The sequence below is a fragment of the Gelidibacter algens genome (genome assembly GCF_001678675.1).
Classification (GTDB): Bacteria; Bacteroidota; Bacteroidia; order Flavobacteriales; family Flavobacteriaceae; genus Gelidibacter; species Gelidibacter algens.
Genome location: NZ_LZRN01000003.1, coordinates 154,864 through 176,665 on the forward strand (window position 1 = coordinate 154,864; position 21,802 = coordinate 176,665).

At 38.1% G+C, this 21,802-nt stretch carries 22 protein-coding genes; 9 read left to right on the plus strand and 13 right to left on the minus strand.

Annotated features, from left to right (window positions below; translation table 11 throughout):
• Positions 1-79: 79 nt before the first annotated feature.
• On the plus strand, positions 80-583 hold the full coding sequence (locus A9996_RS02340; RefSeq protein ID WP_066430431.1) for a hypothetical protein: 504 nt from the start codon (positions 80-82) through the stop codon (positions 581-583).
• A 111-nt stretch (positions 584-694) separates the two neighbouring features.
• Positions 695-1,648 carry a phosphoribosylaminoimidazolesuccinocarboxamide synthase gene (locus tag A9996_RS02345; protein WP_066430433.1) on the plus strand — a complete coding sequence of 318 codons (954 nt, stop codon included), beginning with the start codon at positions 695-697 and terminating at the stop codon, positions 1,646-1,648.
• On the opposite strand, the gene A9996_RS02350 is transcribed toward A9996_RS02345, so the two are convergent.
• Positions 1,645-2,769 carry a heparan-alpha-glucosaminide N-acetyltransferase domain-containing protein gene (locus tag A9996_RS02350; protein ID WP_083993818.1) on the minus strand — a complete coding sequence of 375 codons (1,125 nt, stop codon included), beginning with the start codon at positions 2,767-2,769 and terminating at the stop codon, positions 1,645-1,647. The genes A9996_RS02345 and A9996_RS02350 overlap by 4 nt on opposite strands.
• Positions 2,770-2,911: 142 nt before the next feature.
• On the opposite strand from A9996_RS02350, the gene A9996_RS02355 reads away from it, so the two are divergent.
• The 4 genes from A9996_RS02355 (at position 2,912) to A9996_RS02370 (ending at position 7,893) form a co-directional block, all read left to right on the plus strand.
• The gene (locus tag A9996_RS02355; protein WP_066430435.1) at positions 2,912-4,282 is read left to right on the plus strand and encodes an alanine/glycine:cation symporter family protein; all 1,371 of its coding nucleotides are present in this window, start codon (positions 2,912-2,914) and stop codon (positions 4,280-4,282) included.
• A 358-nt stretch (positions 4,283-4,640) separates the two neighbouring features.
• Entirely contained in the window at positions 4,641-6,548 is a 1,908-nt protein-coding gene (gene acs, locus A9996_RS02360) for an acetate--CoA ligase (RefSeq protein WP_066430436.1), read from the plus strand.
• Between the two features lie 136 nt (positions 6,549-6,684).
• The gene (locus A9996_RS02365) at positions 6,685-6,903 is read left to right on the plus strand and encodes a hypothetical protein (protein WP_066430437.1); all 219 of its coding nucleotides are present in this window, start codon (positions 6,685-6,687) and stop codon (positions 6,901-6,903) included.
• Between the two features lie 189 nt (positions 6,904-7,092).
• Positions 7,093-7,893 (plus strand): NYN domain-containing protein, encoded by an 801-nt coding sequence (locus tag A9996_RS02370; RefSeq protein ID WP_066430438.1) that lies wholly within the window; start codon positions 7,093-7,095, stop codon positions 7,891-7,893.
• 191 nt (positions 7,894-8,084) lie between these two features.
• Here the strand turns inward: A9996_RS02370 and A9996_RS02375 are convergent, their stop codons facing one another.
• The 7 genes from A9996_RS02375 to A9996_RS02405 all read right to left on the minus strand — a co-directional run bounded on the left by A9996_RS02375 (position 8,085) and on the right by A9996_RS02405 (position 15,385).
• The gene (locus tag A9996_RS02375) at positions 8,085-9,626 is read right to left on the minus strand and encodes an acyl-CoA carboxylase subunit beta (RefSeq protein ID WP_066430439.1); all 1,542 of its coding nucleotides are present in this window, start codon (positions 9,624-9,626) and stop codon (positions 8,085-8,087) included.
• 146 nt (positions 9,627-9,772) lie between these two features.
• The gene (accC, locus tag A9996_RS02380; RefSeq protein ID WP_066430443.1) at positions 9,773-11,218 is read right to left on the minus strand and encodes an acetyl-CoA carboxylase biotin carboxylase subunit; all 1,446 of its coding nucleotides are present in this window, start codon (positions 11,216-11,218) and stop codon (positions 9,773-9,775) included.
• Between the two features lie 111 nt (positions 11,219-11,329).
• Positions 11,330-11,815, minus strand: coding sequence for an acyl-CoA carboxylase biotin carboxyl carrier protein subunit (locus tag A9996_RS02385; RefSeq protein ID WP_066430445.1), 486 nt, complete (start codon positions 11,813-11,815; stop codon positions 11,330-11,332).
• A gap of 73 nt (positions 11,816-11,888) precedes the next feature.
• Complete coding sequence (locus A9996_RS02390) at positions 11,889-12,566, minus strand: PrsW family intramembrane metalloprotease (RefSeq protein ID WP_066430446.1); 678 nt, start codon at positions 12,564-12,566, stop codon at positions 11,889-11,891.
• Entirely contained in the window at positions 12,563-13,132 is a 570-nt protein-coding gene (locus A9996_RS02395; RefSeq protein WP_066430448.1) for an NUDIX hydrolase, read from the minus strand. Before A9996_RS02395 ends, A9996_RS02390 begins: the two co-directional genes overlap by 4 nt.
• 1 nt (position 13,133) lies before the next feature.
• Positions 13,134-14,294: an aminotransferase class V-fold PLP-dependent enzyme gene (locus tag A9996_RS02400; RefSeq protein WP_066430450.1), complete on the minus strand. Its 1,161-nt coding sequence runs from the start codon at positions 14,292-14,294 to the stop codon at positions 13,134-13,136.
• Positions 14,294-15,385 carry a M42 family metallopeptidase gene (locus A9996_RS02405; protein ID WP_066430452.1) on the minus strand — a complete coding sequence of 364 codons (1,092 nt, stop codon included), beginning with the start codon at positions 15,383-15,385 and terminating at the stop codon, positions 14,294-14,296. The genes A9996_RS02400 and A9996_RS02405 overlap by 1 nt, the downstream gene beginning before the upstream one ends.
• 101 nt (positions 15,386-15,486) lie before the next feature.
• Between A9996_RS02405 and A9996_RS02410 the strand changes: the two genes are divergently transcribed.
• Together A9996_RS02410 and trhA are read left to right on the plus strand one after the other, a co-directional pair.
• The gene (locus A9996_RS02410) at positions 15,487-16,164 is read left to right on the plus strand and encodes a DUF4294 domain-containing protein (RefSeq protein WP_066430548.1); all 678 of its coding nucleotides are present in this window, start codon (positions 15,487-15,489) and stop codon (positions 16,162-16,164) included.
• On the plus strand, positions 16,164-16,790 hold the full coding sequence (trhA, locus tag A9996_RS02415; RefSeq protein WP_066430455.1) for a PAQR family membrane homeostasis protein TrhA: 627 nt from the start codon (positions 16,164-16,166) through the stop codon (positions 16,788-16,790). Before A9996_RS02410 ends, trhA begins: the two co-directional genes overlap by 1 nt.
• A 10-nt stretch (positions 16,791-16,800) precedes the next feature.
• On the opposite strand, the gene A9996_RS02420 is transcribed toward trhA, so the two are convergent.
• The 5 genes from A9996_RS02420 to A9996_RS02440 all read right to left on the minus strand — a co-directional run bounded on the left by A9996_RS02420 (position 16,801) and on the right by A9996_RS02440 (position 20,566).
• Complete coding sequence (locus A9996_RS02420; RefSeq protein ID WP_211272623.1) at positions 16,801-17,526, minus strand: transposase; 726 nt, start codon at positions 17,524-17,526, stop codon at positions 16,801-16,803.
• Between the two features lie 40 nt (positions 17,527-17,566).
• Positions 17,567-18,379, minus strand: coding sequence for an amidohydrolase family protein (locus A9996_RS02425; RefSeq protein ID WP_066430459.1), 813 nt, complete (start codon positions 18,377-18,379; stop codon positions 17,567-17,569).
• Positions 18,380-18,604: 225 nt separating this feature from the next.
• A complete protein-coding gene (locus A9996_RS02430; protein ID WP_066430460.1) occupies positions 18,605-19,033 on the minus strand; it encodes a DUF4268 domain-containing protein in 429 nt (142 codons plus the stop codon).
• A 130-nt stretch (positions 19,034-19,163) separates the two neighbouring features.
• Complete coding sequence (locus tag A9996_RS02435) at positions 19,164-19,838, minus strand: ZIP family metal transporter (RefSeq protein ID WP_066430461.1); 675 nt, start codon at positions 19,836-19,838, stop codon at positions 19,164-19,166.
• Positions 19,835-20,566 (minus strand): class I SAM-dependent methyltransferase, encoded by a 732-nt coding sequence (locus A9996_RS02440; protein ID WP_066430462.1) that lies wholly within the window; start codon positions 20,564-20,566, stop codon positions 19,835-19,837. Before A9996_RS02440 ends, A9996_RS02435 begins: the two co-directional genes overlap by 4 nt.
• 57 nt (positions 20,567-20,623) lie before the next feature.
• On the opposite strand from A9996_RS02440, the gene A9996_RS02445 reads away from it, so the two are divergent.
• Positions 20,624-21,784: a THUMP domain-containing class I SAM-dependent RNA methyltransferase gene (locus A9996_RS02445; protein ID WP_066430463.1), complete on the plus strand. Its 1,161-nt coding sequence runs from the start codon at positions 20,624-20,626 to the stop codon at positions 21,782-21,784.
• Positions 21,785-21,802: the final 18 nt, after the last annotated feature.

Below are 21,802 nucleotides of genomic sequence, written 5' to 3' on the forward strand. Positions count from 1 at the left end.
AAAGAATTGCAACTCGATAATTCAGTAATGGTATACATTTTGAATATGGGATACACTAATTTATAAAATATTTACAAACATGAAAAAGGTTATTTTAGTATTTGCGTTGTTCATAGTAGGAACAACTTTTGCACAGGAGGTGGATGACATTACTTCAAAAAATTCGTGGTTAAAAATTGGTCTCAACACAGGTTTGCCAATTGGGGATAGTGATGAGTTTGCATCTGCTACTCTTGGATTGGATTTGAAAGGTCAATTTTTGGTAACGCCTAATTTTGGTATTGGTGTGGCTACAGGTTACACTCACTTTTTTGCTAAAGATGGTGCTGATGATTTTGGCATTGTTCCAATTGCTGGTTTTGCGAGATATTACTTTCAACCAAAAGGCTTATTTGTTGGCGCGGATTTCGGTTACGGATTCTTAACAAATGTTGATAATGAAGGAGGCCTTTATGTAAATCCACAAATTGGATACCATAATGAAGATTGGAATCTCTTTGCCTATTATCAAAACACATTTGCTGAAAATGATGTCGATATTCAAGTGCTTGGAATAGGAGCAACCTATAACTTAAGATTTTAAGACAAAGTATTAAAAGTTTAAAAAGAGCAGTTTTTACTGCTCTTTTTTTTGTTACATAATGGCCATTAGCCTTACTTTTGTACCAACTACAATTGCTAATATTTCTTTAAAATGAATACTATAACAGCTACAAACTTCAATTTTCCAAATCAAAAAGGTTTTTACAAGGGTAAAGTAAGAGAAGTTTATACTATTAATGACGATTTGTTGGTCATGATCGCCACAGACCGTTTAAGTGCGTTTGACGTGGTAATGCCTAAGGGAATCCCTTATAAAGGACAAATTCTGAACCAAATTGCGACTAAGTTTATGTCACAAACTCAAGATTTGGTACCAAATTGGTTAATTGCCACACCAGATCCTAATGTCGCTGTAGGTCATTTATGTGAACCTTTTAAAGTAGAAATGGTAATTCGTGGCTATATGTCAGGCCATGCTGCACGAGAGTATAAAGCTGGGAAGCGCCTGCTTTGTGGTGTTGCTCTTCCGGATGGATTAAAAGAAAATGACAAATTTCCTGAACCTATTATTACGCCAGCAACAAAAGCAGAAATGGGAGACCATGATGAAGATATTTCAAGAGAAGATATTTTGAAACGTGGTATTGTCAGCGAAGAAGAATATGTGGTTTTAGAAGATTATACCCGTAAACTTTTCCAAAGAGGTTCCGAGATTGCTGCGAGTAGGGGTTTGATTTTGGTAGACACCAAGTATGAATTTGGCAAGACAAAAGATGGAAAAATAGTGTTGATTGATGAAATCCACACTCCAGATTCCTCACGCTACTTTTATGCAGCAGGGTATCTAGATAGTCAAGACAAGGGAGAACAGCAAAAACAATTGTCAAAAGAATTTGTACGCCAATGGCTAATTACTAATGGGTTTCAGGGTCTTGAAGGGCAGTCTGTTCCTGAAATGAGTGATGCGTACATTGAAACCGTTTCTGATCGATATATTGAGCTCTATGAAAATATTATGGGAGAGCCCTTTATTAAGGCAGATGTTAGTCAAATTCAAGTGCGCATTAAAACAAATGTAGAGCGTTTTTTGGCTGATCGTTCTTAATCCTCATCAGTATTTTTAGAAGTGTTTGCCTGTGATGGTTTAATTAAATGCAACATTTTTCTGAGGTATTTGTAGATAAAGGCGTTGGTTTTTCCAATGTGGAATACAATAATACAAACCGCTACTATAAAAGCTATGGCGCCAAACACGGCTTCCCATGGTTCTAATGATTTGTAATAGAAATACTTTAAACCAATTCCGATAAAACTTCCATAAATAATTATAAAGTGAACGATGTAAATATTCAGTGTCGTTTCTCCAATCCGGGTAACAATGGATTGCTTCATAAAACGTTCAAGAAGGTAAAAGAAGCCAAAATACAACAACACATTCCCCAATCTCAAAAACAAGTAATTATAGTTGGCTGCGCGTTCAAATAATTCTACATGCGTCAAATAGAACAATTCGTGCAAGATTGTAGTTGAATACATGAGAAGTATGATGCCCAAGGCGAAAAATGCCGTGAGGGTAATCTGTTTAAAATATTTTTTCTGGGAATTTCTAAAAAATAATGTGGCTAAAAATCCGCCAAAAGCTACATAGCCAAACCATGGTAACATTGTAAATACAGATCCATTGGAATTGCTCAAATAGTTTGCAAAAATAAGCGGGACATTGTTTAAGGTCAATTCGCGGTATAAGGGTTCTGTAATAAAAATAAGGCATCCAATACCCAATAATACTATGGATAGTATATAACTGTTTCTCCTACATATTAAGTATAGCCCAATTAGCAAAAGCAAGGAAAGACCTATACATTGGAGCACATCAATGACCAGAAAATACGTGTCAAAACTGCCGTTTAGCCATGAGAAAAATGGAATCCGAAGGGCATATCCAATTCCAATCAACATCACTCCGCGCGTGGCACCTTTTCGCAAACGCTGTTTGTCGCTTCCTTTGGCGTGTGCTTTTAACAATAAATAAAGAAAAACCAATCCCGAAATCGTAAAAAACGTGGGCGCTGTAATGCCTCTAAAATAGGACCAGATGGTATAGGCCATATAAGAATCATCTCTATAAATTGGATTTAAAAGTGTGTCTACGAAGTGGCCTTGAAGCATCATTAAAATGGCAAAGGCCCTAACAGCATCAATAAAGTAAAGTCGGTTTGGTTTCAATGAGGTTGTAACTAGTAAATGTAAATATAATGTTAAAATCCAAAATTAGTAACTTTTTAGAGTAATCCCGATTTTTTTAATACATTCTTAAAATTTCTAAGTCGAAAACTATATCTTTAAAATCGCTAACCAAAACTCACAAATGGAGACATTAGATTCGATCTTTCAAACCTTTGCTGATTACGCATGGGGCCTACCTTTATTGATCATATTAATTGGAGGCGGGTTGTACTTATTGGTACGCTCCCAATTTTTACCTTTTCGTTATTTTTTTCATGCCCTAAATGTTTTGAGAGGCAAATATGACGATCCAAATGCGCCGGGAGAAATCACTCATTTTCAAGCACTTTCAACAGCCTTAGCCTCTACTATCGGTATGGGGAATATTGCTGGTGTAGCTGTCGCCATTCACATCGGGGGTCCAGGAGCAATGTTTTGGATGTGGATCAGTGCCATAATTGGCATGTCCACAAAGTTCTTCACTTGTACTTTGGCTATTATGTTTAGGGGTAAAGACAGCAATGGTGATATCCAAGGCGGGCCTATGTATTTTATTATGGAAGGCCTGGGTAAATCATGGAAACCGTTGGCTGTGTTTTTTAGTATTTGCGGACTTATAGGCGCTTTACCAGTTTTTAATGTGAATCAATTGAAGCAGGCCATCAATTTTATATTATTGGAGCCAAACGGAATTGAAGTGACCAATACATCCAATATTATTATTGGTGTGGTACTTGTGGCAATCACAGCCATTGTTATTTTAGGAGGTTTGGACAGGATCAGTAAAACGGCCTCAAAGCTGGTGCCAAGTATGGTGTTATTGTATTTCGTTTTGGTGATGATTATATTGGGTGTCTATATAGAAGAGGTGCCTCGATATTTTGCACTGATGTTTACGGATGCCTTTGCTGCAAATAACTATAAAGGCGATTCATTTTTAGGTGGCGTTGTTGGTGGATTGATCCTTTTAGGAGTGAGACGTGGCGCTTTCTCTAACGAAGCAGGTATTGGTACCGCCCCAATGGCTCATGGTGCTTCAAAAACCAATGAACCTGTACGCGAAGGTTTGGTAGCCATGTTAGGGCCTGCCATTGATACTTTAGTAGTTTGTACCTTAACAGCATTGGCCATCTTGGTCACCGGAGTATGGCAAACTAGTGAGGCCAATGGGGTGAGTTTAACTGCCGCCGCATTTAATGATGCCATTCCGGGTTATGGCAATTACTTGTTGTTGATCTGTATTGCTACATTTAGTATTTCTTCATTATTTACCTATTCGTATTATGGTACAAAATGTATGTCCTTTTTATTTGGAGCGCACAACAAGCACTACTACAACTACTTCTATATCGCCAGTATTATTCTTGGGGCGATAACCCCTTTAAGTATGATGCTCAACTTAATAGATGGAACTTTCGCTTTGATGGCAATTCCTACAATGACCGCAACTATTATTTTGGCGCCAAAGGTTATTAAAGAAATGAAGGCTTATGCACAACGGATGCGATTGTAAAGTTATATCTTTAGATATGGAGACTAAACCACTATGGACTTCAAGTCCATGGGTTTTTTAAAACAGACTGAAAGTCTGTTGAATTCGTGAAATGAATAGTATCTCATTGCGTGCGTTTTTAGATAACAAACGGTTTCGTGAAAATCTGTGAAATTCGTGGCAAAACATTTTTAGAAGCTAAAACGAAATGCACCAAAGTGCATAGTTTTAACTCTATTTGAGACCAATAAATTTGTAGAACCGTCACTGAATAGTTACTATAAATATTTAATACTATTTTTGAATTAGTAAGCACTGTAGGTTATTTTTCTTCTGATAAATAGTCACTTTATAACACCACATCAAACAATAGCAACATATGAGTCATTACCACATTAAAAATCTTGAAGAGTATTATCAAGTCTATAGAAAATCAGTACGAGAACCTGAAAATTTTTGGGAAGAAATAGCAGAAGAACATTTTTTATGGCGAAAAAAATGGGACAAGGTACTCAGTTGGGATTTTAGAACACCAGAAGTCAAATGGTTTGAAGGTGCAAAATTGAACATCACAGAAAACTGTCTCGACAGACATTTACTCAGTCGTGGCGATAAAGTGGCCATTATTTTTGAGCCTAATGATCCTGATGAAGAAGCACAGCACATCACCTACAAACAACTTCATGAACGGGTTTGTAAAATGGCGAACGTTTTAAAAGATCAAGGGATTGAAAAAGGAGATCGGGTATGCGTCTATTTGCCCATGATTCCTGAATTGGCTGTGACACTATTGGCATGCGCCCGTATAGGGGCAATCCATAATGTGGTGTTCGCAGGATTTTCATCAAAAGCATTATCCACACGCATTATTGATAGTGATTGCAAAATGGTCATCACTTCAGACGGTTCTTTTAGAGGGAATAAAAGCATCGATTTAAAAGGAATTGTAGATGAAGCACTTCAAGAATGTGATACCATCGAGACTGTATTGGTAGTCAAACGGACCAACTCTGAGGTAACAATGATTGAAAACCGCGATATCTGGTTGCAGCCTTTGCTAGATAATGCTTCTGCCGAATTTGAAGCAGAATTGATGGACGCTGAAGATCCGCTGTTTATATTATACACCTCTGGTTCTACAGGAAAGCCAAAAGGAATGGTACATACCACTGCCGGATATATGGTTTACACAGCCTACACATTTAAAAATGTATTTCAATATAAAGAGCACGACGTGTATTGGTGTACTGCAGATATTGGTTGGATTACAGGCCATAGCTATATCGTTTACGGGCCTTTGGCCAACGGCGCAACCACGCTCATGTTTGAAGGGGTGCCACATTATCCCGATTTTGGAAGATTTTGGAAAATCGTTGAAAAGCATAAAGTGAATCAGTTTTATACCGCACCAACAGCTATCCGAGCCTTGGCAAAGCAAAACCTTTCCTTTGCTCAAAACGTAGATTTATCGTCTATTAAAGTATTGGGCTCAGTTGGTGAACCTATCAATGAGGAAGCTTGGCACTGGTATAATGATATAATCGGGAAAGGTAAAAACCCGATTGTGGACACGTGGTGGCAAACGGAAACTGGAGGTATTATGATCACGCCGCTACCATATGTCACTCCAACAAAACCAACCTATGCCACCTTACCATTCTTAGGGGTTCAACCGGCATTGATGAATGAAAATGGCGAAGAGTTGAAAGATAACCAAGTGGCAGGCCGCTTGTGCATCAAATTCCCATGGCCTGGAATGGCGAGAACTATTTGGAACAACCACCAACGTTATAAAGAAACTTATTTTTCTACGTTTGAGAATAAATATTTTACAGGTGATGGTGCCCTGAGGGATGAAGTTGGATATTACAGAATTACGGGAAGGGTAGACGATGTGGTGATTGTTTCTGGTCATAATTTGGGAACAGGGCCTTTGGAAGATGCCATCAATGAGCATCCTGCCGTGTCAGAAAGTGCCATTGTAGGATTTCCTCATGACGTTAAAGGAAACGCGCTTTATGGCTATGTCACCTTAAAGGAAACTGGCGAAAGCAGAGTCCATGATAATTTACGCAAAGAAATCAACCAATTGATCTCTGAACGTATTGGCCCGATTGCCAAACTTGATAAAATACAGTTTACTGATGCCTTGCCGAAAACGAGAAGTGGTAAGATTATGAGACGTATTCTTCGTAAAATTGCCGAAAATGACATGTCAAATTTAGGAGACACGAGCACCTTACTAAATCCGGAAGTAGTGCAGGATATCATTGAACATAGGCTATAATATCAATATGGCAGCGCTTGTTTCAACAGAAGACAAATTAAAAGAAGGCATTAAAGAACTGACCTGTCTTTATAATGTGAGTTCTTATATTGCCAATTGCAATCTGTAAGATTTTCCAAAGCGAAATATAATAAGAATGTTTTTGGAAGAAGAAAAACAGCTCCTTAAAATGTTGACGGTAGAAGTTGTTAATCTTATTGAGCGCAAACAACTGAATAGCGCTAGAGAAAGTGATGAATTGGAATGTGATCAATTTTACATTCAAAAACATGACCTTGTGTTCAAAAAGTATGAGGAATGCGTTACGACATACCGCTTTATAAAGGATAAAGTTTACCAAAAATTGCTCGTTTAGTTTTTCTGACTAGTTGAATACTATTAATATTTGGTTCAGCAAGAAACCATAGCCAAAATAATGGCTATGGTTTCATTTTTTTTTAGTAGTCTCTGAAAAAATAGCAACGCGGATAAATTTCCTGCAATTAAATAGTATCTTTAACTTTTAAAACGTCTAAAATTTTATAATAACAACAACTCCAAATAAATGGATATCAAACTTGCAGTATTAATAGATGGTGACAATATTCCCTCAGCCTATGTAAAGGAAATGATGGAAGAAATAGCAAAATATGGGAACCCAACCATCAAGCGTATTTATGGGGATTGGACCAAGCCTCATCTTTCAAAATGGAAGAACATGTTGTTGGAAAATGCCATTACGCCAATTCAACAATATGGTTATACCGTAGGTAAAAATGCCACGGACTCTGCTATGATTATTGATGCCATGGACATTCTTTATTCTGCAAAAGTGGATGGTTTTTGTTTGGTTTCCAGCGATAGTGATTTTACACGATTGGCAACCCGATTACGTGAAGCAGGAATGAAGGTTTACGGCATTGGTGAGAAGAAGACCCCCAATCCGTTTATTGTGGCTTGTGATAAGTTCATCTATATCGAAATTCTTAAAAATCAGAGCGAAGAAGAAGTTAATCCTACTGAGGAAAAATCAAAATCAACAAAGAGTAATATCGATAAAATTACTACAAAAGATATTAAGTTCATATCCGCAACAATTGATGATGTGGCAGACGAAGATGGATGGGCATTTATGGGCGATGTTGGGAGTTTGCTTCAAAAGAAACAGCCCAATTTTGATTCCCGTAATTATGGATTTCAGAAATTAACGCCCTTAATCAAATCCATTAATGAATTTGAAATTGATCGTCGTGAAGATTCTAAAGGACATTTCAAACTCATCTATGTCAGAATAAAAGAGAACCAACCCAAACCAAAGCCTAAAAAGCAATCCCGTGGCAAGAAGAAGTTGATTTCTAAGCTTTAATCCACTACTATAAAGTTTTATTATTAAACCATATCCTCACTTCTGACAACTGAAGAGTGTTCAATTCATGGTAAACAAATCATACTTTATTCTAAAAATTTAGGACATTATTGTTCTATTTGATTTTAGGAAAATTCAAGTCTTGATTCTTGCATCTAAAAGCGAAGCGATCTTGAATCTATATTAAAAAATCATAATGGAATATTCCCATGCTTGCGTTTTGGCACGTCTACGTGTTTATCTTTCAACATCGCAAAAGCCTTGATCAATTTACGTCGCGTATCTTTTGGAAGGATCACTTCATCAATAAATCCGCGTTCTGCTGCACTATAAGGATTGGCAAAAAGACGGGCGTATTCTGCTTCTTCTTCTTTCAATTTGGCGTCTTTATCCTCGGCATTATTAATTTCTTTTTTAAAGATAATTTCTGCCGCGCCTTTGGCACCCATCACCGCAATTTCTGCACTCGGCCACGCAAAATTCATATCGGCTCCAATATGCTTGGAATTCATCACATCATAGGCGCCACCATAAGCTTTTCTGGTAATAACGGTCACTCTTGGAACGGTAGCTTCACTAAACGCATAGAGTAATTTGGCGCCGTGTACAATAATTCCGCGCCATTCTTGATCCGTTCCCGGTAAAAACCCTGGAACATCTTCCAGAACCAAGAGCGGAATGTTGAAGCAGTCACAAAATCTAACAAATCGTGCAGCTTTCTTTGAACTGTTCACATCTAGAACACCAGCCAAATACATCGGTTGATTGGCAACAATACCAATGCTTCTGCCGCCTAATCGTGCAAATCCTACAATGATGTTTTCTGCATAATTTTTATGGATCTCATAAAAGGAATCGGTATCAATAATCCCGTTGATGACGCTGTGCATGTCATAAGGTTTGTTGGCATTATCAGGAATAATATCTGAAAGTGCATCTCTAACTTCATCTTTTAAGTCATAAGGTAAAAGAGGAGGGGTTTCTGTATTATTTTGTGGTAAGTAGCTGATGAGTTTTTTAATATCCTCCAGACATTCCACATCGTTGGAAGATGTGATGTGAGCCACGCCTGATTTTGTTGAATGTGTGCTCGCGCCTCCCAACTCTTCTGAAGTTACATTTTCATTGGTTACTGTTTTAACCACATTAGGGCCCGTAACAAACATATAACTCGTATCCTGGACCATAATTGTAAAATCCGTCATGGCAGGACTGTAAACCGCGCCACCGGCACAAGGCCCCATGATGGCTGAGATTTGCGGAATTACCCCAGAAGCCTGTACATTTCTATAAAAGATATCGGCATAACCACCCAAACTTCTTACACCTTCCTGAATTCTCGCGCCACCGGAATCATTCAAGCCTATAATTGGAGCCCCAACTTTGACCGCCAAATCCATAACCTTACATATTTTCTCGGCATGCGTTTCAGATAGAGAACCGCCAAAAACCGTAAAATCCTGAGCAAACACATATACCAATTTGCCATGCACAGTGCCATAGCCGGTCACAACACCATCTCCATAGAATTGTTGTTTGTCCATTCCAAAATCCTTGGCACGATGCGTCACTAAAGCACCAATTTCCTCAAATGAGCCATCGTCCAATAAATAATGGACACGCTCTCTTGCGGTAAGTTTCTTTTGTTTGTGTTGTTTGTCAATTCGGTCTTGTCCGCCACCAAGGTAGGCTTGAGCAAGATTATCGTTAAGGTCTTTTATTTTGGATTCCATGTGATATGTTTTCTCGCAAGGCCGCAGATCTGCCTGTTGGGAGACAGGGACGCTAACCTATTGTCATTTTTTTTACTTGTGTTTTTAAGCTCTGTTTTTCAACTTCAATTTCAATTTCAATTTCATTTTCAACTTCAAATTCAGCCTTAGTTCCCTCCCGGAACACGGAGTACTTTTTGATCTTCCAAATACTGTCTGACGGCGATCAACGCAGCCAAATGTGCTTCTTCTTTATGTTGTTCTTTAATTTTTTCCGCAGAATAATATTTTTTGACAAAATGGGTGTCAAAATTCCCGGAACGGAACGCCTCATGTTCACAAACAAAAGTTCCGAAAGGAAGCGTGGTTTCGATGCCTTCCACATGATAATTGTTAATGGCGTTCAGCATTTCTTCAATGGCCTCTGCTCGTGTGTCGCCATAAGTAATCAACTTGGCAAGCATCGGATCATAATAGATAGGTATATCCATACCTTCTTCAAAGCCATTATCGACCCGAATATGATCACCTTTTGGCAATTGATATACTTCTAAATTCCCAACACTAGGCAAGAAATCATTCAGCGGATCTTCAGCATACACACGTAGTTCCAGCGCATGTCCTTTTATTTTTAAATCGTTTTGCTTAATCGGCAACACCTCACCACGGGCAACACGTATTTGGAGTTCTACCAAATCGGTATTGGTGATAAGCTCCGTCACCGGATGTTCGACCTGTAAGCGTGTGTTCATCTCCAAAAAATAGAAGTTGAGCTGTTCATCCAAAAGAAATTCGACAGTTCCAGCGCCCACATAATCACAGGCCTGAGCGACTTTTATAGCCGCTTCGCCCATTTTTGTACGCAGTTCTGCAGTTAACACTGATGAAGGCGCTTCTTCAATAACCTTTTGATGGCGCCGCTGGATGCTGCATTCTCTTTCAAATAGGTGAATGGTATTCCCGTGTGTATCTGCCATCACCTGAATTTCAATATGCCGGGGAGAATTGACATATTTCTCAATAAATACAGAACCGTCGCCAAACGCAGAGGTGGCCTCACTGATGGCGCGTTTCATTTGAGACTCCAGTTCTGACGCTTTCTCAACCACGCGCATGCCTTTCCCGCCACCACCAGCAGATGCTTTTATCAAAATTGGATACCCAATGGAATTGGCGATGGTTTTCGCTTTTTCAACATCTGTAATCGCTTCATCTATTCCGGGAACCATTGGAATGTCGTAATGTTTGACAGCTTCCTTGGCTGCTAATTTACTCCCCATTATTTTGATGGCTTTAGATTTTGGACCGATAAAAATAATGTCATTCGCTTCACAAGCTTCTGCGAAATCGGCATTTTCACTCAAAAAGCCGTATCCGGGATGGATCGCATCAACGTTCAGACGTTTTGCCACTTTTATAATTTTATCACCAAGCAAATAGGACTGGTTGGAAGGTGCCTCGCCTATTAAAACCGCTTCATCTGCAAACCTGACATGAGGCGAATTTCTATCGGCAGTAGAATACACAGCCACCGTTTTAATGCCCATTTTCTTTGCCGTTTTCATAACTCGAATGGCGATTTCTCCTCTATTTGCAACTAGTATTTTCTTCATTGAAAAAAGTTATTTTTTCATTCTCGCGAAGGCGGGAATCTGGTTCTGCTACGAACAAATCATTTTTTTGCCAGTAACCTTGTCTTGCTATTCATTTACTCATGTGGCAGTTTATTCAAACTCCACCAACAATTGATTCTTATCTACCGCATCTCCTTTTTTGGCAGAAATGGCTTTGATCGTTCCGTCTCTTGGAGACGTAATTACATTCTCCATTTTCATAGCTTCCAAAATCAGGAGTGGATCATTTTCTTTAACTTCATCACCAACATTCACACTCATTTCAAGAATTAGCCCAGGCATTGGCGCAGTAATTCTATCAATCTTTTTAGAGCTTCCAATTTCAAAACCTAAATCCTTTATCAGTTGATCTAAGCTATTGTTAATGTTTATGTTGTAGACGTTATTGTTGACTTTTACTTTATATGATTTTTTTGAATAATCTTCTGAGATAATGGTCACTTCAAAAGAGCTATTATCATGTAGCACGTGGTATTTTGAAGCTGCAGTTTTTATGATATCCAATTCAGAAAGTGACGCGGAGTCGATATTGAAATCATAGGAATTATTAACGTTGACTGAGAAGGTTTGCTTCATTTTTTAACTATTTATTTGAACTACTAAATTACGGATTCCTTTTCTATTCGCCTTTTTAAATTGGCTATTCTCTTTATTTTGGTCTGAAATATGAAATGTTCTGGTGTCTTTTAATAGCTTTTCTGGAAAGTAGAATAGCGATAGACAGCGATATAAAAGCACCCATCCAGATCCCAGGAACAAAATCTATAAACAGAAAAAAGTCATAAGCCCCATGGAATAAGACCGCGAGAAATAATCCTGTTAGATTTAGAACTATACGGTTATTGGAAAACTTTGCTTTCCCAATATAATAACCCATTAGGATGGCAAATGTGGCGTGGGCAGGAATTGCCGTAAATGCTCTGATGATGGCAACTTCCATACCGCCTTGAAGCACATACATTAAGTTTTCTGTAGCCGCAAAACCCATAGAGACCATTACGGCGTAGACAATGCCGTCAAAAGGCTCATTGAATTCGTCATGAGATTGTGCGTAGTAGCGTACAATAATATACTTGCTAAATTCTTCTGAAAGGCCAACAACAAAAAATGCTTTGATGAACTGTTCATAAATACTGTTATGGTTTTTTAAAGGCAATGGAATATCGATAATGACATAAAGCAGCGTTGTGATTATCACGCTTACAATAGCGCCTAACAAAAAATTGTAAACCAATAATCGCGTCGGTTCCTTTTCATATTTATCTTGTATGAAAATGTAAAGGATGACGATAAGCACCGGAGAGATGGCCAGCAATAGTAGGGTCATGCTTTTTTATTTAAAAGTCGGTTTTCAATGGCCTTAATAACTTCAAGGTAATAGGAGGTGTTGCTCGACACAAAATGACTGTTTGATGCACTGTTTTTTAAAAGTTCATGAAATTGAGGAATGCTTATAAACTTTACTTGTCCCACTTCATCTGTATCTAATTTTAGGTCTTTTAAGGAGCATTGCGTCTCTACAATATAGGTGTGGTGGAATTCATTGTCCTTAATGCCATTGGGGTAGCTTTGGAAACATTTGTACACACCAATTTTTCCCAGATCCTCTTCTGAAATTATAAGACCAATTTCCTCTCGTGTTTCTCTAATGGCGGCATCTTCAATGGTTTCGCCTGCATCCACATGGCCCGCAACAGAAACGTCCCAAAGTAAGGGGTAAACGGTTTTGGAAGCAGCCCGTTGTGCCAATAATATTTCGGCATTTGTATTGTAAAACCAGACATGGGCAGTGTCATGATAATAGCCTTGCGTATGGATTTCTGATTTTAGGCAAGTTTTCCCAGTAGGCGATCCATCTGCATTTAAAATCGCAATGTATTCTTCTGTCTCCATCTTAATTTATAACAGATTTTAAGCAATTTAAAAATCTTTCAAAATCTTTTTCGGTATTGAAAAAATGACAAGATAAACGCACGTAATTGCCTCTAAATGAAACAAATATCTGTTGATCAGAAAGCGCTTTTTTAAAGGCTTTTATATTTATTGATTCTGGCAATTCGAGTCCGAAAAGGTGATGGCTTCTATAATCATCGGCTTCAATATAGCAGCCTAGATTCCTGAGTTCTTCTACCGCTTTTACTGAAATTCCTCTACAATAGTTTTGAACAGCTTCGGGCGTCCATAAAAGCACTTGTTTTAAAGCTTCCAACTGCATATTAACGTGAATAAAACTGCCACTTTCTCCCATTACATATCTGTTGGCAAGAGGCTTGTATTCATGTTGATATCGCGTTAAGTCGGGTAATTTATGGCTATCTAACCTATTGGTCCAATTTTCTTCCAAAGGCTCGCCGCCATCAAAATAAGGTCCGTAATAGGCATAGCCGCAGCCGTAAGGTCCGAAAAGCCACTTATAGCCTGCACAAATTAAGGCATCGGGCTGGATTTCTTTGACCGAAAAGGGGAGGGCACCTACTGATTGGCTGCCATCAATGATCAATAACGCATCATGCATTCGAGTTTTTTCTCTAATGGCTTTCAAATCGAATAAAGCACCACTGGACCAATGGATGTTGCCCATGGCCACTACCGCAGTGGAATCATCAATGGCTTCCAAAATAGCTTCGTTCCATAATTTGGCGCGATTGCTTGTGGTTTTGGGTGCTTGAACTATTTTTAAATGGGCTTTATATGTATCGGTTAATTTCTTCCAAGAATAATAATTACTTGGGAATTGTTCCTGCATTAGCACCACGGTATCTCCGGCATTTAACTCAATGTTATTTGCAACTGTGGCAATTCCGTAAGACACCGATGGAATACTTGCAACACGCTCAAATTCATCTAACTGAATGAGTTCAGCAAATCTTTTCTTTAACTCAATTACAGGGTCAAAAAAATCGGATGACGGAATAAGATAAGGTCTACTTTTTTGCAAAACAGCATCAATTCCCGCTTGCTCTACTGCTTTAAACGACGGTGAAAGACTCGCCGTGTTTAAATAGCAAATATCCTCAGGAATATCAAATAGATCTTTTTGTTGTGAAGTATCCATTAGTTTTCAAAATAACTAAAACTATCGTTTTCTTTTATGTTCAATAAGGATTCATAAATTAATTTGATCACGTTTTCAACATCGTCTCTGTGCACCATTTCCACCGTGGTATGCATGTAACGCAGTGGCAATGAAATCAACGCACTCGCCACGCCCATACCGCTATAGGCAAAAGCATCAGTGTCAGTGCCAGTCGCTCTCGAGCATGCGGAACGTTGGAACGGAATCTTATTGCTTTCTGCCGTTTCAGTAATCAAATCCCTCAATTTCTGCTGCACAGCCGGCGCATACGCTACCACAGGACCCAAGCCGAGTTCCAAATGCCCTTCTTTTTTCTTATCGATCATTGGCGTGGTTGTATCGTGGGTGACGTCAGTAACTATAGCTACATTAGGTTTGATGCGTTCTGCAATCATTTCTGCACCACGCAGTCCAATTTCTTCCTGAACGGAATTGGTAATGTAAAGTCCGAAAGGCAAGGTCTTTTTATTTTCGTGCAACAAACGTGCTACTTGGGCGATCATGAAACCGCCAATACGGTTGTCAATGGCGCGACACACAAATTTATCCTTATTAAGAATATGAAAGGTGTCAGGATAAGTGATAACGCATCCAACATGGACACCCATTTTTTCAACTTCCTCTTTGTTTTTGGCACCAACATCAATAGTAATATTTTCTGGTTTTGGCGCTTCTTCCTTGGCTTTATCTCGGGTGTGAATTGCCGGCCATCCAAAAACACCTTTGACGATGCCACTTTTGGTATGGATGTTTACAATTTTGCTCGGAGCAATTTGATGGTCACTACCACCATTTCTAATCACGTAAATCAGGCCATTATCTGCGATATAATTGACATACCACGAAATTTCATCCGCATGTCCTTCAATGACTACTTTGTATTTTGCTTTCGGATTGATTACGCCTACGGCGGTCCCGTAAGTGTCCGTGATAAATTCGTCAACATAAGGTGTAAGGTAATCCATCCATAATTTTTGGCCGGTCCATTCGTACCCTGTTGGGGAAGCGTTATTTAAATAGTTTTCTAAAAATTCTAATGATTTGTTGTCTAAAATGTTCTTTTTTGGCATGAATAAATATTTTGTCTAAAATTAGTAATATTAATAGGATTTTAAGGTTAATGCTTATGTAAATTCTTAATTTTGGAATGATTTTAGCGCATGTGCACCAAATGAAATTAATAACCTACATTCTTGTTTTTTTACCCACTTTAATCTTTGCTCAGGTAGTTCCTGTTGAGCAAGATTCAACTACAGTAGACTATTATTACATTGATGGTGATTCGATTCCTGTGGCCATCATTGATTTGGATCCCGTAGTGGTGTTGAATAGATTGAAGTTTGATGATAAAGAGGCGCGCATTCGGTATTTGATTTTAAAGCGGAAAACAATAAAGGTGTATCCGTATGCAAAATTGGCAGCAGAACGTTTGGTGGAACTTAATAAGCGTTTGGCAACCTTAGAGCGTAAAAGTCAAAAGCGCCAATATGCAAAAATTATCCAGAAGTATATTGAAGAGGAATTTTCGGCTGAACTCAAGAAACTCACCCGAACTGAGGGCCAAATTCTGGTGAAGTTAATTCACAGACAAACTGGGGAAACTACATTTGAGTTAATTAAGGAATTACGCAGTGGCTGGCGTGCGTTTTGGTTCCATAATACTGCTAAATTTTTTGATATTTCTTTGAAGGAGGAGTTCAATCCTTTAGACGTCAGCGAAGATTATTTGATAGAAGATATCTTGGAACGCGCTTTTCAAAGCGGACAGTTGGAACGTCAGAAATCTGCATTTCCTGTTGACTATTTTGATCTCAAAACCAAATGGGCTTCTAAAAGCGTGAAAAACTAATGCGTATACAATCTGATCTTGAAGAAAAATTAAACGCATGGACCCACGGATTTGGGGCACTTTTAGGAATTACAGGCTTGGTGTTATTGATCAGTTTTAAAGAGCACAAAGCAGACTGGAGTTTGTTTAGTGTTATTATTTATGGCATCTCTATTATTATATTGTTTTTAGCTTCGGCAATTTACCACTCCGTTACTGGAGAAAGACGGAAACATTATTTCAGGATCATTGATCATATCAGCATTTATCTCTTGATTGCAGGCACCTATACGCCAGTTACCCTGATTGCTTTAAATGATAGTTTGGGGTGGCCATTATTTTGGAGTGTTTGGGCTATTGCGGGTTTTGGATTGATACTCAAATTATTCTTTACCGAGAAATTCGAAATAGTATCCACTTTGCTTTATCTCGTAATGGGCTGGCTGATTGTTTTTGATTTCAGTAATCTTTCGCAATGGATTGGCCCCAATGGTGTCAAACTATTTATTGCTGGGGGCGCTTTTTACACCATCGGCATCATTTTTTATGCGGTTCACAAAATCCCTTATAACCATGTTATTTGGCATTTATTTGTACTTGGAGGTGCTATTTGCCACTATTTGATGATTTTTCTTTATGTGTTGTAAAAGTGGGTGATTATGTTCTGAATTTATCTTCTTTCCATTTTGTGGGATTGTTAATAATATAATTTGAAATAGTTTGAAATGCCCTTTCATCTCTTATTATGTTGTCGTAAAATCGGGTTTGCCATTCAAAATCAAGGTTTAAGCGGTGCGCGTGTTTGGTTACGGCAGATTTATAGCCGCCAATAATGGAGGAGATGGAGTTTTTGCCAGGATTTCGTAGGCGTTTTTGGCCGATGGATTGTTGGGGATTGGGGTTTTTATTCGGATTGCGGAATCCATCCGCATCGGAATTAGGATATTCATCCGCATCGGGATTTTGATTGCCATCCGAATGGATGATTTTATGCGAATCGGGATTAGGATATTCATCCGCATCACGAAGAGACAAGGCATGCCTTGTCTGTACTTCGGAATCAGGATTATTGTTAATTGGATTCCCATCCGCATGATCAATATCAGAATCAGAATTGATGATCAAAATGCCATGAATATGATTAGGCATCACGATAAATTCGCCAAAAGTTAGATTTTTAGAATGGTGTTTTATTTCATGCCAGAAAACATCTGCCAATACACCAACATCGCTTAATTTCATTTCATTGTTCACGACCTCACCAAAATAATGGATCCTGTTTTTTGTACAGATTGTTATGAAATAAGCCCCGTTCCAACGATAATCCCACGTTTGCATGCGTGCCGATGGAATACGATATTTGTTTTGAAATTTATCGGTCATTAGGATTTTTTATATAGGCTGTCTTAATCAGCTCGTGACATCAACGCAATTTACTAACATCAATTTTGAAAAGCTCCGCCGCATTCTTCCATAATATCAGTTCTTTTTTATCGTCTGCCAAATCCAGCTGGTTCATAAATTTGAGGTAGGATTTCATGTTGCTGATGGGCCAATCTGTCCCGTAAAGCAAATATTTAGGATCGCCCGCATAAGTGATCATTTCCTCAATTTCCTTTTTCATATAGCGCTCAAATTTCTCGTTGAAATCACCCAAAACCAATCCAGAAATGTCAGCATGCACATTTTGGTTTTTATAGACAATTTCCATACAATCCTTAATCCACGGATTACCAACATGGCAAATGACAATTTTCAGATCCGGATAATCCACGGCCAAATCATCAATATGAATAGGGTGGGAGTATTTGATTTTTCCATTAGGAGCGTAAGTGTCACCCGAATGGAACATGACGGGCACATCAAACTCAATAGCCATATCATACATCACCTTAAACCTAATATCATTGGGGTAAAAAGGTTCATAACCCGGATAAAATTTCAGACCTTTTATAAGTCCGGCATCAAGAAACTCACTAAGTTCCCGTAAATCTTTGTAATCATAATTGAGGTAACTGACACCAGCCACGACCCCCAGATTATTTCTGTTGCTAATGGCTTCGACAACTTTTTTAGTGCTCGGTCTGTGTTCATTTACTTTATAGGACGATAAGACCAACGAATAATCCACACCATTTTCCTGCATCTCAGCTGTGAGTTTATTGAGGCAGTCCTCTAAGGAAACAACGCGGTCTTCATGGTAATTATTGATATGGGTATGGACGTCTATGATCATAATGTTTTTAAATTTTGGTATAAGCTAACAATATCGAATAATTTAAGGAGATGGGCAAGTTTAGTGTTCAGTGTTCAGTGTTAGTGATCGGTATTAGTGTTCAGTTTTCGCAAATGTCTGAATAGAAATGATGGCTTTTATTTATAACGGTTAGAATAATCTTTGTATACCTAGTTATTATGTTAAATCGCTTATTCATGTTGTCAACTGACCACTGATGACTATTTAGGCATCAATAAAATCTTGATAGTCTTCAAAAAACGCTTCAAACAAGATCATTTTTTCGACAAAAAATTCCATGACCTCTCTCCAAGTGTTTTTATTGTGAATGGAGACTTTTTGATCTAGGGACACATAGATTCTAGAAATTTCTTTCCCGTTTTCCAAGAAATATTCTTCTTCAAAAATAGCTTCTGGTAGAAATTCCTTAGTTAAAATGGTTTTTAGGGATTGTAGTTTTTCCCAATAGTTGATCCGGTTTTCAAGATCGTCTTCAAGATCTAAGGTCACCATTGCCAGTTTGGTATCAAAATGAAACTTAAAGGCAAAACCCTTCAATTTGGTATCGTAAAGAATCCATTTTCGAGGAAACGACTTCCCAAAACTGATCCAGAACTCTTCTCTTAATAGTCTTGATTCTTCTTTGCTAAACATTTTTTTTTCAGTCTTCAGTCTTCAGTTCTCAGTCTAAAGTGTTCAGTTTGCAGTGCGAAATAGTTTATTTTAGATTTTCTAACATCTAACATCTAACATCTAACATCTGTCACCCGTCACCCATCTAACCCTATATCACATAAGCCACCAAAATCCCCAATACTATCACCACCAATTTTGAAAGGTTGAATTTATGTCCTTCGCTACTTTCAAATAAAATAACTGTGGAGATGTGAAAAAATATTCCAATCACAATCGCATTGATATAAAACACATAGTCTTCAACTAACGTTACCGTGTTTGAGATAAGCGTTCCGATGGGTGTCATAGCTGCAAAAACAACTAAAAACCCGATAATTTGTAGTTTTGAAAATTTGGATTGTATTAAATAGGTTGTGATCAACGCTGCAATAGGGATTTTATGAATGAGAACGCCATAAACCATATCATTATGTTGGTGTATTGGGAAACCCTCCAAAAAACTATGGATACTCAAACTGATAAACAATACCCAAGGAAATGTGGTGTCGTCTTTCTGAATGTGGACATGGCCATGCTCTGCGCCTTTTGAGAAAAATTCCAAGAGTATTTGGATGAGAATACCAAACATTATGAACAAGCCTGTTTGTTTTGCCTCTAAATGTTCATAGACTTCAGGTAGTAAATCAAAAAGTGTCAGCGCCAATAAAAAAGCACCACTGAAAGATAACAATAATTTTGTGTAGTTGGATTTCTTATGCTTGAAGATCAAGACTAGCAGCACACCAAAACCAACGGCAAATATTGGTAATAAATATTGCATCATTTAAAGATCATTATTAAGCGTTCTGACGTTTCTTTATGAAATTTTCGGAGTTTATAATCGCCAAAAATATCCAATAAATATACACCAGCTTCTTCAAAAAGTGCTTCAAAATCAGATAATGTCTTTGCTCTTACGCGTTCTTGATAGTTGTAGTCCTTGCCGTTGTCAGTAAAGCTGATATCTTTGACGATATGTCCGTCTTCAACATATCTTTTCTGATGAAAATCAATACCACCAACAGTTTTTACATCTTCTGGCACTAAATTATCGATTACAAAATCAATATTCATAAAATCGATGACTCCAAAACCAAACTCGTTCAGATCGTCTTTAATGGCTTTAATAGTGTTCAGGTTGTCTTCTGATTTATCAAAATATCCAAAACTGGTAAACAGATTAAATACGGCGTCAAATTTATCATTGTACGGTTTGCACATATCATGCACGTCAAAATGGAGCGCTTCATTTTCGTATGTTTTGGCATACGCAATGCTGTTCTCTGAAAGGTCAACTCCGGTCACATCGTAACCCAATGAATTGAGATATATGGAATGGCGCCCTTTACCACAGGCAAGATCGAGTATTTTACCATTTTCTGGCAGATTCAAATACTGGGTTAAATTATCCATAAACTGATGTGCTTCGGCATGGTCTCTATCTTCATAAAGCATGTGATAATATGGTGTATCAAACCATGAAGCGTACCAATATGTTGTGTCTTTTGTCATTATAAATTCGTCTGACTGCAAAAATACTTTATTTTTGTAATCTATATCAGGAGAATAATGGATAATAATTTTAGTATGGTTGCCAAAACCTTATTTGGTTTTGAAGAATTGCTAGCAAAGGAATTGACTCAGTTGGGTGCACAAGAAGTAAAAACTGGTGTGCGTAACGTGAGTTTTGTTGGAGACAAAGGGTTTATGTACAAAGCAAACTTAGCATTGAGGACCGCCATTAAAATTCTGAAACCCATCCATAGTTTTAGAGTAAATAATGAAAAGGATTTGTATGATCAAATCTATAAAATGGACTGGGGACTCTATCTAAAACCCACAGGAACAATGGCTGTTGATGCCACAGTGCACTCGCCTTTATTTACACATTCATTATACATAGCCCAAAAAACAAAAGACGCTGTTGTCGATAAATTTAGAGATACTGTTGGCGAACGACCAAATGTCGATTTGAAGTTTCCTGATTTGAAAATCAACGTCCATATTGATAGAAACATGTGCAACATCTCTTTGGATACTTCAGGAGATTCCTTGCACAAGCGCGGCTATAAAACAGCGACGAATATTGCACCAATAAACGAGGTTTTGGCAGCGGGGTTGATATTACTTTCAGGATGGGATGGTCAAACTGATTTTATGGATCCCATGTGCGGTAGTGGTACTATATTGGCAGAAGCCGCGATGATTGCCTGTAATATTCCACCCAATTTGATGCGAAAGGAATTTGCTTTTGAAAGATGGCAAGATTGGGATGTTGATTTGTTTGAAAAAATAGAGGAATCACTTTTGAGCAAAACCAGAGATTTTCATCATAAGATTATAGGGTACGATAAAGCTCCGAGTGCGGTTGCTAAGGCAAAAGAAAATATCAAAAATGCAAATTTGGAAGATTTTATTGAAGTCAGGCACGAAGATTTCTTTAAGACCCAAAAAGCGGGCGATGAGAAATTGCATATGGTATTCAACCCGCCGTATGGAGAGCGGTTGGATATAGATATGGAATCTTTTTATAAAAGTATTGGGGACACGCTCAAGCAAAACTACCCAGGTACAGACGCCTGGTTTATCACGTCCAACCTTGATGCTTTAAAACATGTTGGACTCAGACCATCCCGAAAGATTCATTTGGTGAATGCTAAATTGGAAGCGCGGTTGGTAAAGTACGTGATGTATGAGGGCAGTAAGAAGGGTAAATATATGGATCATTAGATAGCCGTTTTCAAAACC